This is a genomic window from Pseudoalteromonas sp. PB2-1, assembly GCF_045040605.1.
GTDB lineage: Bacteria > Pseudomonadota > Gammaproteobacteria > Enterobacterales > Alteromonadaceae > Pseudoalteromonas > Pseudoalteromonas arabiensis.
Map to the genome: position 1 here is coordinate 664,941 of NZ_CP090668.1, position 14,372 is coordinate 679,312.

8 protein-coding genes and 1 pseudogene are annotated in these 14,372 nt (G+C 38.0%); 6 read left to right on the plus strand and 3 right to left on the minus strand.

The genetic code is table 11. The annotated features are described in order from the left end of the window. Nucleotides 1-64 precede the first annotated feature (64 nt). The gene (locus L0Z67_RS19920) at nt 65-274 is read left to right on the plus strand and encodes a PGPGW domain-containing protein (RefSeq protein WP_062567872.1); all 210 of its coding nucleotides are present in this window, start codon (nt 65-67) and stop codon (nt 272-274) included. Between the two features lie 94 nt (nt 275-368). On the opposite strand, the gene ppsA is transcribed toward L0Z67_RS19920, so the two are convergent. Next, entirely contained in the window at nt 369-2,744 is a 2,376-nt protein-coding gene (ppsA, locus tag L0Z67_RS19925) for a phosphoenolpyruvate synthase (RefSeq protein ID WP_392353371.1), read from the minus strand. Nucleotides 2,745-2,897: 153 nt separating this feature from the next. Between ppsA and L0Z67_RS19930 the strand changes: the two genes are divergently transcribed. Beyond that, the gene (locus L0Z67_RS19930) at nt 2,898-3,707 is read left to right on the plus strand and encodes a pyruvate, water dikinase regulatory protein (RefSeq protein WP_062567870.1); all 810 of its coding nucleotides are present in this window, start codon (nt 2,898-2,900) and stop codon (nt 3,705-3,707) included. A gap of 63 nt (nt 3,708-3,770) precedes the next feature. Here the strand turns inward: L0Z67_RS19930 and L0Z67_RS19935 are convergent, their stop codons facing one another. Beyond that, nucleotides 3,771-5,120: a class II 3-deoxy-7-phosphoheptulonate synthase gene (locus L0Z67_RS19935; protein ID WP_054563102.1), complete on the minus strand. Its 1,350-nt coding sequence runs from the start codon at nt 5,118-5,120 to the stop codon at nt 3,771-3,773. Nucleotides 5,121-5,553: 433 nt separating this feature from the next. Here L0Z67_RS19935 and L0Z67_RS19940 point away from each other — a divergent pair, with 433 nt between their 5' ends. Further along, nucleotides 5,554-6,429 (plus strand): DNA replication terminus site-binding protein, encoded by an 876-nt coding sequence (locus L0Z67_RS19940; protein WP_392353373.1) that lies wholly within the window; start codon nt 5,554-5,556, stop codon nt 6,427-6,429. 60 nt (nt 6,430-6,489) lie between these two features. On the opposite strand, the gene L0Z67_RS19945 is transcribed toward L0Z67_RS19940, so the two are convergent. Then, complete coding sequence (locus L0Z67_RS19945) at nt 6,490-7,704, minus strand: hypothetical protein (RefSeq protein ID WP_062567868.1); 1,215 nt, start codon at nt 7,702-7,704, stop codon at nt 6,490-6,492. Between the two features lie 769 nt (nt 7,705-8,473). On the opposite strand from L0Z67_RS19945, the gene L0Z67_RS19950 reads away from it, so the two are divergent. The 3 genes and pseudogenes from L0Z67_RS19950 to L0Z67_RS19960 all read left to right on the plus strand — a co-directional run bounded on the left by L0Z67_RS19950 (nt 8,474) and on the right by L0Z67_RS19960 (nt 14,251). Then, entirely contained in the window at nt 8,474-9,712 is a 1,239-nt protein-coding gene (locus tag L0Z67_RS19950) for an AAA family ATPase (RefSeq protein WP_237115547.1), read from the plus strand. Between the two features lie 14 nt (nt 9,713-9,726). Next, nucleotides 9,727-10,689, plus strand: coding sequence for a transcriptional regulator (locus L0Z67_RS19955; protein ID WP_237115546.1), 963 nt, complete (start codon nt 9,727-9,729; stop codon nt 10,687-10,689). 416 nt (nt 10,690-11,105) lie between these two features. After that, nucleotides 11,106-14,251: pseudogene (locus tag L0Z67_RS19960) on the plus strand (SNF2-related protein). Nucleotides 14,252-14,372: the final 121 nt, after the last annotated feature.

Sequence of the window (14,372 nt, forward strand, 5' to 3'; positions counted from 1 at the left end):
TTTTTATCGATTTCGGGTGCAATACTTTTATACTGTGTATTAAAGCAGCAAATGAGATAGCCATATGAAAAAATTTGCATTAATCAGTTTAGGTGCCTTGTGTATGTTATTGGGTTTAGTGTTTGTGATTATACCTGGCCCATCGTTGATCTTCTTTATTGCTGGGCTTTTCTGTTTATCTTTTTACTATCCTAAAGCGCGTGATTATTTAACCCTGTGTCAAAAGGCACTGACTAAGTCATGTGCTTATATTGATAAAAAACTTGCTCGTTGAATTAAAGGTCAACATGCCCTTAGAACTAACAAAAATGCCAGCTAGATGCTGGCATTTTTTATATTAGATACTTTAATTTAGACAAATAAAGCGCTTAGTCTGCTAATTTCTTAGCAAGGTATAGCCACGTTTCTAATACGGTGTCAGGATTAAGAGAAACAGAATCAATACCCTGCTCAACTAACCAAGCTGCAAAGTCTTCATGATCTGAAGGACCTTGACCACAAATACCTACGTATTTGCCTTTGGCTTTAGCTGTTTGAATAGCCATTGATAATAGTTTCTTGATTGCTGGGTTACGTTCATCAAATAGATGAGCAATCAGACCTGAATCACGGTCAAGACCTAATGTTAACTGAGTTAGGTCGTTTGAACCGATAGAGAAACCATCGAAATACTCTAAGAACTCATCCGCTAGTAACGCGTTTGATGGTAATTCACACATCATGATCACTTTAAGACCATTTTCGCCACGTTTAAGGCCATGTTCTTCAAGTAATTCAATAACGCGCTTACCCTCTTCAAGTGTACGAACAAATGGGATCATAATTTCGATATTAGTCATACCCATTTCGTTGCGAACGCGTTTAATTGCTTCACACTCTAACGCGAAACAGTCGCGGAAATCTTCAGAGATATAACGTGCTGCACCACGGAAACCAATCATTGGATTTTCTTCTTCCGGCTCATATTGCTGGCCGCCAACAAGGTTTGCATATTCGTTTGACTTGAAGTCAGACATACGAACAATTACACGCTCAGGTGCAAATGCACAACCAAGTGTTGCAATACCTTCAACAAGCTTAGAAATATAGAATTCTACAGGTGATTCATAACCTGCCATCATTTCTGAGATTTCAGCTTTAAGCTCGTCTGATTGTGCATCAAAGTTAAGAAGTGCTTTAGGGTGAACACCAATCATACGGTTGATTACGAATTCAACACGCGCTAAACCAACACCAGCATGTGGTAAGCGTGCAAAGTCAAATGCACGATCAGGGTTACCCACGTTCATCATAACTTTCATTGGTAATTCTGGCATTTCATCAACGCGCGAAGTAAGTACTTCGTAATCTAAAATACCTTCGTAGATATAACCTGTGTCGCCTTCGGCACATGATACTGTTACATCTTGCCCCGCTTTAATTAAATCAGTTGCATTACCACAACCAACAACGGCAGGAATACCTAATTCGCGAGCAATGATTGCTGCATGACAAGTACGGCCACCACGGTTTGTAACAATCGCAGCTGCACGTTTCATGATAGGTTCCCAATCAGGGTCAGTCATGTCAGTAACTAGAATGTCACCTTGTTGTACTTTGTCCATTTCATCAATTGAATCTAGTACACGAACTGTACCTGAGCCAATTTTATGACCGATTGCACGACCTTCTACTACAACAGAACTTGTACCGTTTAATTGGAAGCGCTCCATTACGTTCGCGTCTTCGTTCGAGCGAACTGTTTCTGGGCGGGCTTGAACGATGTAAAGTTTACCGTCGTTACCGTCTTTTGCCCACTCGATGTCCATTGGACGACCGTAGTGCTTTTCGATGATCACAGCTTGCTTTGCAAGTTCTTGAACTTCAGCATCTGTGATTGAGAATTTGTTTGAAAGTGATGAATCTACATCAACAATTTCGACTTGCTTACCATGTGATTCATCCGCAGAGTAAATCATTTGGATTGCTTTCGAACCGATATTACGGCGAACTACTGCTGGTTTACCGTTAGCAAGAGTTGGTTTGTGAACATAAAATTCATCTGGGTTTACAGCACCCTGTACAACCATTTCCCCAAGACCATAGCTTGAAGTTACAAATACAACATCTTCAAAGCCAGATTCAGTATCAATACTGAACATAACACCTGAAGCTGCTTTATCTGAACGAACCATACGTTGGATACCAGCTGATAAGGCTACACCACGGTGGTCATAACCTTGGTGAACACGGTAAGAAATTGCGCGGTCATTAAATAGTGAGGCAAACACGTGTTTGATTGCAGTCATTACTGAATCTATACCACGTACGTTCAAAAACGTTTCTTGTTGTCCTGCGAATGAAGCGTCTGGCATGTCTTCTGCTGTAGCAGACGAGCGAACTGCAAATGAAACATCTTGTGATGCGTCGCCATGTAATTGGCTATATGCGATGCGGATGGCTTGGTCTAGGTTAGGTTGGAACGGTGTATCGATAATCCATTGGCGGATTTGTGCACCGACTTTAGCGAGTGTATTTACATCATCCACATCCAGTGTGTCTAAAATATCGTGGATTTTTGAGTTTAGCCCTGATTGTTCAAGGAACTCGTTGAATGCATCAGCGGTTGTAGCGAAACCACCTGGCACTTGAACACCAGCGTTAGCTAGGTTTGAGATCATTTCACCCAGTGAAGCGTTTTTACCGCCAACACGTGGAACATCTTGCATACCAAGCTCTTGATACCAGAGAACGTATTCTTGCACGGATCTTTCTCCATAAAACAAATTGTAGTACTAACTGTGAGAGTTAAGAAAGAAAACCTTCTAAAAAGGTCGGCTTCATTCTACACTGGCAACAGACCTCACGTAAACCGTGAACCCCCTATTTTGCAGATAAAGGTAATAAAAAGGTTAATTATGAGAACTGCATTCTATATTTCTGACGGAACAGCGATCACCTCTGAAGTATTTGGCCACGCAACATTGTCTATGTTTCCAGTTGACTTCAACCACAAAACAATCCCATTTGTAGAAACAGAAAAAAAAGCAAATGAGATTAAAGATCTTATAAATTCGACAGCGCAGCGAGATGGTGAGCAGCCTCTAGTATTTTTTACATTTGTAAATCATGAGCTGAGTGAAATTATTAAATCGTCATGTGCTGTGTGTTATGACTTTTTATCGCAGTATAGCGATAAAATTTCTCAAGAGTTAAAAGTTGCGCCGGTACCAAAAGTCCATAGAACTCACTCTATGCATGAAAAGAGTTATGATTTTAGAATTGATGCAGTTAACTATGCGTTGACCAATGATGATGGCGCTAATATTAAAAACTACGCTGAAGCAGACATCATTTTAGTGGGCGTTAGCCGAAGCGGTAAAACACCAACGAGTTTATACTTAGCCTTGCAATATGGTATTAAAGCAGCTAATTACCCGTTAACTGAAGATGATTTAGAAAGAGGCACCCTGCCTGAATGTCTAAAGGCTTATAAACATAAACTATTTGGTTTAACAATTGACCCTGTTCGCCTTGCCGATATTCGCCAGCGCCGTATGGCGAATTCTAAATATGCCTCTTTAAAACAGTGTCGAATTGAAGTGCGTGAAGTAGAAATGCTTTATAAAAAGCAAAAAATTCAATTTTTAAATTCGACTCATCATTCAGTTGAAGAAATTTCTGCAAAGATTATATCTGATACTGGCCTTGAAAGACGTAAGTACTAACTTATTTTAGTATCGGACATTAAAAAAGGCTGCAATGTGCAGCCTTTTTTGGATAACTTAGTGTTACTTACGTGCATCTTTTAATAAATCAGCAACTAAGAAACCAAGTTCTAAAACTTGATCTGCATTTAAACGTGGGTCGCACTGTGTGCGGTAACGCTGCGCTAAATCTTCATCAGATAAACCATAAGCACCACCCGTACATTCAGTTACATGCTGGCCTGTCATCTCAAGGTGAACACCACCTGGATATGAACCCTCAGCCTTATGTACAGCGAAGAACTGACTAATTTCACGAAGAATATTATTAAAGCTACGTGTTTTATAACCTGAGCTCGCTTTTTCTGTATTGCCATGCATTGGATCTGAGCTCCAAATAACTTTACGGCCTTCTTGTTGTACTTTACGTACTAGTGCCGGTAGTTTCTCAGGCAGTACATCTGCACCCATTCGGGTAATTAACGTTAAGCGACCTGGAATGTTATCTGGGTTCACGGCATCGATAAGTTTGATTAGCTCATCTGGGTCCATACCTGGGCCAACTTTTACACCGATTGGGTTTTTAATCCCTTTAAAGAATTCGATGTGTGCGTGATCAAGCTGACGTGTACGCTCACCAATCCAAACAAAGTGTGCAGAACAATCGTACCAGTCACCTGATAAATGGTCACGACGTGTTAGTGCTTCTTCGTAGCCTAATAGTAACGCTTCATGTGACGTAAATAAGTCGGTTTCTTTTAAACTTGGCGCCACTGTTGAGTCAATACCACACACTTCCATGAACTCAAGGGCATCTTGAATTCTATCGGCTAACTGCTGGTATTTCTCTTTAAGTGGATTTGCAGCTACAAAACCCATGTTCCAACGGTTTACTTGGTGTAGGTCGGCTAAACCACCTTGCGCGAATGCACGTAATAAATTCAGCGTTGCTGCACTGTGATGATATGCCGTCATCAAACGCTGTGGATCGGGTACACGTGCTTGCTCTGTGAACTCGAAATTATTGATGATATCACCACGGTACGAAGGTAATGAAACACCGTCTATCGTTTCGTAATCTGATGAGCGAGGCTTAGCGTACTGACCAGCCATACGCGCAATTTTAACTACAGGGCACTTACCACCATAAGTTAAAACAACGGCCATTTGTAAAAGTGTTTTAAAAGTATCGCGGATATTTGCTGCATTAAAATCACTAAATGACTCTGCACAATCACCACCCTGTAATAAGAAAGCTCTGCCTTCACATACAGCTTCTAGTTGTTTATATAAGCTACGCGTCTCTTCAGCAAATACTAAAGGTGGTGCGCTTTTTAATTGTCCCTCAACTGATTTAAGGGCTTCTTGATCTGGGTACTCTGGCTGCTGAAGTATCGGCAGTTTTCTCCAGCTGTCCGGGTTCCACGATTGCATGTTCTTTCCTCATTCCTAACATAGACCGTTAACGAAAACTAACTTATTGCACGTACTAAGTTCAAGGACAATATTCAGCTATTTTTAATTATTTAGTTATTTGATAAATATATTAGATATGAAAGTTTCTTAGCTATTTATTTATATTTTGTAAAACAGTTAGTTAACTCACCATAATACGTTAGCCATAGAAGTTATCACATAAGAACACATCTTACTATACGCTGCCTTTACTGTACCCTCATCTTTACAGAACTAAAAAACATTTTTAAACATCATATTGAAAAATAAAAATAATGTGCTACATCTATCGTAAAGAACACATCATACTTTATTTTATATGTTGGTAAGGTCAACATCTGAGTAAATATTAGCTTTAAATAATCAATGCAAAAGGTTAGACTTTATTTATGTTTAAGTACGATGTGTTCTTATGAGTTCAAAACTACATATTCGCAGTCAGTTTGATTTGGTAAGTGAATTAACCCATTTGTTTTGTGAAGAATTAAGGCAAGTTGCTTTCCATAAAGCAACATTTTATCAGTTACCTGATATAGATATAAATGAAGAAAAGAAAATCCCATCCACTATTGCTGTACAAAAAGTTGATGGAGATGAAGCCCACAAATTAATTCTAAATTCCTTTGGTGACTTTTATAAAAAGTCAGGTCTAAGTAGTCGAGTTTTGAAAAGACATCCAGGTTTGTTAATTTTGAAGGATGTTGATAAGCCACATTTTACAGCGAGAATAAATCAGTTAAATAAAGCGAAGGCTGATTTTAAAAATTGTGTATTAGCTATCGACAATAATGATGCTCGCTTTGAAGCTGTTCATAATGCTGTACCAAATTTAATTACATTAGCCGCTTATCGAAAAGTCCATTTTGAGACCGAGTCACCCTACTCCATCCGTTTCACTTGGATGCATAAACACGCAACCAAAACACTTACAAAAAAGATGGCTTTAGCAATGTTGGATAAATCGGCTGGTTACTCTAATCCAAGAATGATCGATCAGCATTCTTGGCAAGCACTAGTTGCACAAGAGCAAAGTCGTGTTGCAAGTTTAGGTGATAAAGAAAAGTTACGAATTCGTAGGCCAACAAGAGTGAGCCCGCAAGTTAACGTAAGATACACAGCTCAAAACCGATATCATGTTAGTGCTGCTTTACCATTTATTTTGATAAACCCAGAACCCGATGTAAAACTTGGTACATTACCTGATTATAAAAAACCCGAGAGTCATCCTCGTAAAAGAGAATATGATTTCTTGGTTGATAGACTTTACTTAGAACAAGTAACAGATTGATTATGTTAAAAAGGCCACTCGCGTGGCCTTTTCAATATAGTTGTGAGGGTATTGAAGAGATTAGTCTTCTACTATTTCTTCAATTTTATCTTCATCGATTAATACAGCATTCTCAACAATGCGTTTACCACCTTGAATTTCAATTCGTTTGTTATGCTTATTTAGTGTAAGAATCTCATCACAAAATTGATCAGATGGATGCATCTCGTAAGTGTAATCAATAATATTGCCCGTTTTATCGTCTTTAACATTGGTAATGTTATATTCTGAGATTGCACCTTTCTCAATTAAATCTTTCATTGTGGTCGTCATATCACGACGTAATGCTTTTAATTTATTCTCGGTAATTTCATCTGTCGAATAAATAGAGCCGTATTTTTCCATGATTGATAAAAGTCGGAAGTGGTATGTTTTTCCTGGTGCAGCATAACGCCATAAATGATACAAGCGAAGCATCATCCAACGAGATAAACCACGTTTTAATTCTTGCGCACTATTAAAGTAGTAACCTTTATATTCAAGATTGTCGATCATGTTATGAACAAATGCGTTCAAACACGCTACACATTTCACATTACCACCTTGACCTTTTTTGCCACTAAAATGAAGTGACGATAAAAAGTTCATATTCGATTCGTAAAAAGAATCATCAATGTCAGTGTTACGAGTATCAGTCGCTGAATATTTAAAAGAAAGTTTAGACCCTTGTAATGCTTCTAAAGATTCTTTGATTTGCGGATACGGCATTGATTGACCAACGGCTTTTAATTCTTGCGCTAATTCATTCATTGAAAAAACAACCGCGTACTGAATACCCGATTTAAAATTAATTTTTACAATTTTACCTTTAGACGCTAGGCGAATAAGGGCACGCTCGACTTTTTCTTCTCGGTCAGATGGCCAAACAAGATACTCTACATCCTCTCCATCTTTTCTAGTGCTAACGACCGCAGGTGTAATTTTAATTTCACCGTCATAAAGAATACCGTCAACCTTTTCTGAAATTCTTCTGGTAACGATGGTTTTTTTAGGTGCTTCTTCAACTGGAAGCTTTTTATGACCAGAACGGACAAAGCGTCCCCATAAATCATAATGATTAAATGTATTTGAGTAAGCTCTCAAACCATGCGCAGCATTTTCAATTGAAACGCGCACATCTTTGTTGTCTGTAAAGAGTGCAAGACTTTCATTATCTATTGCACTTTCCACCCCGTGGATCTGCCCGCGTAAGGTATCGGGTAAATTATCAACCGAGATGTTGACCTTTCGGCTCATTGTTCTTATTTCCAATTTTTCTTCGACAGTTAATAACAACACATAAAACCACAAAAGTTAAATGTTTAAGTTAGTAAAAACTTGATCCGATCATAATTAATTTCTAAGGATCAGCTTTATACTAACTAACTCGCGGTTGCTAAATTTCAGATCAGATTTTTACTAAGGTATAGTTCATAGGTGCAGATTTTACTAACTCAGTTTAAATTATGTCCTGTTAAACGAGTTTTTTTACTAAATTAACACGACATAAATCTCATTTTTAAAACGGCATGTGGATAAATCTAGTTCTAGTTAGCAAAGATCTGATCTGTACCAACTACAGATCAGATCCATACTAACTATTTAATTAAAATAGCAACTATCTCGGTGTATAACTTTCTAATTTAGTTAGTAAAAATTTGATCCGCACAGTTAAAAATGTGAGCAAATCAGTGATTAAACTGTGAATAACTTAGGTGCTTAGTTTTTGCTTAGTAATAAGTTGATCTGTGAGTATTAAGAGATCTGATCTTTACCAAGTAAAATTACGATCTGACTTTTTTAAGAATATTCAATAAAATCAGTTATATACTTCACTATTTTAGCATATTAACCTTATATACCTATATATTTAACCGATATTAATCTTATTTATTTATACTTAGTTTCACTAAAGTTCCAAATTTTTATTAAATGTCTTATAAATAAAAGGTATGTCGCCTTAAATACTTGTTTACAGCAATTTGAATGGACATTATACTTAAACCATAACTTTGAGGAAGAAAGTATGTCTATCAATAATAATGCGCTAGCCACTTATAGGTTACTAAAAGCGACAGCAGAAGTTGCTGAAAAATCGCTAGAAGGACGTATTCAACATTATCGTGCTCATCTAAAATCTGAAGAAAAAGAACTACGAACCTACACCCAAAAAGCAGCCGCAGACTTATTAGGCTGTAATAATCGCACCTTAAAAAGACGTCATGACAATGGTGATTTTGATGAACTTAACATCAAACGCGGTGCCAACGGTCATTATGCTTATACTTTAGTTAATATCTTCGCTATGGCAGACATCATGGATATTAAGCCTGATCACCGTACTGCAGATGACAAATTACAAGTTATTGTTATCAATTCACTAAAAGGTGGTTGTGGTAAAACAACAAGTATGGTGAATATTGCTGCAGCATTGGCTACTACTAACATTAAACGTTATCGAATTGGTATTATTGATCTCGATCCACAAGGTTCATCATCTAGTTTCTTTCCACCGAGCGAGCCGGATCCGATCACTGTCGGTGACTTAATGCGTGATTGTATTGAACTTGAAGAAAACGAAACCTGGGATGAATTGGTTACTAATTCTTTTCTACCAACTCATATCCCTAATATTCGTATTTTACCCTCTGGGATGGATGATTTTTACTTTGAGCATGAAACTGCAACATTATTAAAAGACAGCTCAAGCTATGATAAAACGCGTCATTATCATAAGTTACTTGAAAAAGTCATTGAACCAGTAAAAGACCAATTCGATCTTATTTTAATAGATACCGCACCTTCTCTTAACTTTATGTTTTACAATGCATTAATGGCTTCAACATCGATGCTTATTCCGGTTCATCCTGAAGCTGTAGATTTTGATGCTAACAATAAATATTTAAAACGATTGGGTGAAATTTATCATACAGTTGCAGCACTAGGCCACCAAGGCTGGGACTTTATGCAGTTCTTAGTAACTAACTATGTAAAAGGAAATCACTCACAGCGTGACATTGTAAAAGATGTACGTAGTGCATTTGGTCGCCAAGTCATGAGTTATCCAATTAATCATAGCTCGGCTATTACTGCCAGCTCATCATCCTTTAACACTATTTTTGATCAAAAAACATCAGATAGCTTAGCTAGTCGAGAGTCACTCCTTCGTGCTCAAGAAAATATCAAAGATGTCGTTGATGAACTAGAAATGTTGATTCGTTCTAATTGGCAATCAACCCAATCTTCTCTTAATCCAGCTAAGTAAGGTTAATAATAAAAATGGCTAAAAAACGTAAGAACGATACCAGCTTAGACCCATTTTCAACATCAATTGAAAGCAGTAGCTTAGATGCATTACTAGAACAGGCAACAGCTGGAGATGTAGTGAGTATGCCTGCTCCTAGCGATCCTACTCGCTTAATTACTTTAGTGTGTAAGGTTATCCCTAGCTCTGAAATTGAATCTAGAACAAAGGTCTATGGCAAAAATCGCCGTGTACAATCATTACTAAATGAAAAGTCGGTTGCCGATATCCTTCCTGCAATTGCTGAAGACGGCCGCAACCAGCACCCTGCCCTATGCTGGGATAAAGGTGACGAAATGCTTGTTTTAGCAGGCTCCCGTCGCCGTAAAGCATGTATCTTAAGTAATTCCGATTACTTAGTTTTAAGTTCTGAAGATTTTACTGATCAAGATGCTAAAATTCTTGCGGTGTCATCAGATCAATACATTGCTCCGAGTCTGTGGGAGCTTGGCCAAGCATATCAACAAACCCGTGATGAGCTTATCGCCGAAGGAAAAAAAGGCTCTTATCGTGAGATAGCGGCTATTGAGGGGGTATCTCACACAGCAATTGCCGATGCTATCAAAGCTTATGAGAACCTACCTTCTGAGGTTTTAAGCCTGTATCCTACGGCAAATCATGTTGGTCGAGAAGTGGCGAAAAAACTTATTAGCGCTAAGGAGCGTGATGAAAAGCTATTTGCAAAGCTAGTCGATAATGTAAGCAATGATGCAGATATCGCGCTAATTAGTAGCGATGATAAACGTGCGTTAGCAATTACTAAACTATTAACAGCTGAACCAGCCGCGCCAAGTCGTCGTGAAGCGCTGATCGACAGTGAATTTGTGAGTGTACAGCGTAACATCAAAAGCGGTGATTTATCTGTCAAAATCGATAATAAAGTGATGACAGACAAACGCTTAGAGCAGTTAACTAAGCTTTTAAATAGCTTCAATTAGTTAGTAAAATAACGATCTCTCACGCTTTTATAGTTAGTAAAAGCGTGATCTATAATTTCATTTTGTTAGTAAAATAGTGATCTATAACATTCAAATTATGCTGGTTTCACCCTCTTAGATCAGTTTTTTACTAACTAAGCACCCTTTACAGGCTTCTTTTCCTCTTAATCTTGTTTGCTTAGTAAAATAGCGATCTGTAAAGCCCCCTCTTTTGTGATTAACCTGTTTATAACGTGTGCAATTGTTGTTTGTTAATTGAACGTACTGGTCTTTTTCTGCTCTGATCTTACCTAGGAGCATTTTTTTACTAAGTAATCAGCTCCAACCAGTCCAAAATGCCTCGATAGTGCTTTAGCTCTTGGTCGATAGATCATATACTGGCAGAATTATTTTTTGTTTTTACTGTCAAAAACGTTATGTCTGCTAACTTATCTAAAAATGACTTATTAGCTATCTTTGAAGAAATCAAACAAGAGCAAGAAACTCAGTTTCCTTTATCTGAGCGCTTCATTAAACAGCTATTTAAGCCACATGTGCTAAGTAAAGCAAAAGAATACCACCAGAACGGTCAAATCAACTGGTTAGAGCATAACAGTGACTTTAGTATTATCGATGCATCAATGTTTGGTAATGAAGGTAATACCTTCACTCAACATATTGAGATCAGTAAATTACCAAGTGGCTTTTCGGTTGATTCACATTGTACTTGTGGTTCTAAAACTAAATGCCGGCATGTTGCAGCTGTGCTTCTTAAGCTGAAAATAGAACACTCTGGTGACTACGGTGAAGACTACATCATTAATGATTGGTTTAGTGAACTTAAAACGCTAAAGCAAAATACCACTAATACTGCTAAACAAGTTCTATTATTTGTCCTCGATGTAGAGAAATCTGTTGTAACCCTCACCCCAAAAATTGCTAATTATGACTCAGAACACGACTATACATTGGGTCGAAACCTAACTGAGCAGCAATTAAATAGCTTTGTAACTCCTACTGATTTATTAGAATCGGATTTTCGTTTATATAGCTGGATCCGTTCTCAAAATGCACTTGGTAAACTTGAGCTTAAAGGTCAATGGGGCTTCGCTGCACTGCAACAGCTAATTGCAACTCAACGTTTGTTTTTAGGCCGCTCTCGTCAGCCTATAAAAGCAGACAGCATGCAAGCTTTAGAGTTTGGTTGGACACAACACAAAGACTTAACCTCATTAAATATGAAACTTGCAGGCCAAGATAATTGGTTATTGTTAAAAACAACCCCTCCTACTTACCTCGATCCTGATAAATTAAAAGTAGGTCGTATACGTACTCCGTTAACCGCTGATGAGATTGCTTTACTTGCAAATATGCCAGCTATTCATACAGAGAACTTTGACCGCGTTTATCAGCAACTTAATGAAAACTTTGGTGAAGGTGTTATCCCCCACGCTTTTAAGCAAAGTAAGAAAAATAACTCCCGTACAGTTTTTCCTGTCATTAGTATCAATAGTGATGAGAACGTAATCACACTCTCTTTAAAGTTTAATTATCATAATTCGCTGTATGATTTAGGTCAGGCACCTGCTGATATACTGAACAAGTCGCTTGAGAATACGGTTGTAAATGAGCTAACAAATCTCGGTTTTGAACTCTGTAAAGGGGCTTTACAAACTGAGCTCATTTTTAATAGAAACTCGGCGATTCACGGGCACTGGCTTAAGTATGAAATAGTTCCTAACTTATTGAAACGTGGTTGGAAAATAGACGATAAGCTCAGCGTCAGCAAAGGGTTGAAGCAAGTATCACTTCAAGTCCAGCGTGGTAAAGGTCATCAAATAGTTAGTAAAATCGTGATCTCGGGAGTCAAAACGCTACAACTATTTACGACAGATAATCCCGACTTCCAATCTCTCAATCGACAAAGTGAACTGTTTTATTATTTCAACGTAGGGAAGCGTTTTGCTGTAGTAGAAAAAAATGCTATTACGCAATTAAATGATTATCGCAAGCGATTTGAATACATCAAAACTCGTGACGAAATCTTGATGCCTTTATCGTTTTTGCCTAAGCTTATCGAGCAAAAAGCAATTAAGGTTAATATTGTTGACGATGCGCTTGATGCTTACTTAGCTGAATTAAATAGCTCACAACAGCTTATTAAAAAGTCCGATATTCAAGGCTTAAACCCAGGTGTGCAATTACGTGAGTATCAACAACACGGTGTTGATTGGCTTAACTTTTTAAAACGTCACCAACTTGGTGGTATTTTGGCAGATGATATGGGGCTAGGTAAGACCTTGCAAGTTATTGCCTTTTTAGCGAATGCCAAGCAATCACCTCAAGCAGGCCCTACGTTAATTGTTTGCCCAACCAGCTTGGTTGGTAATTGGCAAAGTGAAATCAATAAGTTTGCGAGTAACTTAAAAATCACTACCGTCTTCGGTGCTGCCCGCAGCGACCAATTACAACAGTTGTCGCAAGCTGATTGTATTTTAACAACTTACCCACTGCTTAAGCGCGACATTGCCTTTTATTCGCCGCTGTATTTTGAAAACATCATTCTTGATGAGGCGCAATATATCAAAAACGATGCCGCACAGGTTTCACGCTTAGTTAAGCGCCTTAACGCAGACTTCAAGCTGTGCTTAAGCGGCACCCCTATCGAAAATAACTTATTTGAGCTTAAATCCTTGCTCGATTTTGCAATGCCCTCTTTACTTGGTTCGCAAACACATTTTAAGAGCTATTTTCAAATGCCTATTGAGCGTGATAACGATGTTGCCCGTGCAGATGAACTTAAATCGTTGATCATGCCATTTATCTTACGCCGAACTAAAGTACAGGTAACGCAAGAGCTCCCAGAGAAGACCGAGCTAGTTAAAGAGTTTGAATTTGAAACTAAACAAAAAGAAATTTATAACGGCATAACTGAATCATTAGAGCAGAAATTGGTCGATCTATTTGCCCAGCAAGGTGTGCAAAAAAGTAAGCTGGCATTTTTAGATGCATTATTAAAGCTTAGACAGATTTGCTGTCATCCAAAATTGATCGACCCTAGTTCACTGAGGCTGGCAGCGCTAAGCTTGAGTGGTTATCTAAGCATTTGCCTATCATGCTAAGCGAAGGTCGTAAGGTAATTATATTTAGTCAATTCACTATGGCACTTGATGTGATAGCAGAGCGATTAAATGAGCTAGGCATCCGCTTTAGTATGCTAACAGGGCAAACAAGACACCGCGACCGTGTTATCGAAGAGTTTACTCAAGGTGATACATCCGTGTTTTTAATAAGTCTTAAAGCCGGCGGTACGGGATTAAATCTAACTCAAGCAGATACTGTGATTCATTTTGATCCTTGGTGGAACCCTGCCGTTGAGAAACAAGCGACAGATCGTGCCTACCGAATTGGCCAAACTAACCCTGTGTTTGTCTATAAATTGATTATGGCTAACTCAATTGAGCAAAAAGTATTTAAAATGCAGCAGCATAAGCAAGCCCTTGTTGATGCATTATTTACAGAAAAATCAATGAGTTTCACTCAGTTTGATGAAGAACAAATGCTCGCACTGATAAAAAATTAAATTTTTTTAAAGTTTTTTTGAACTAATCAAATTTTAGGGCGTCTATTATTATGCTTGTTGTTAAATTGCAGTTTACATAAGCATTATGTTGATTTCCCATTTGGTTACTAAATTTTAGTAA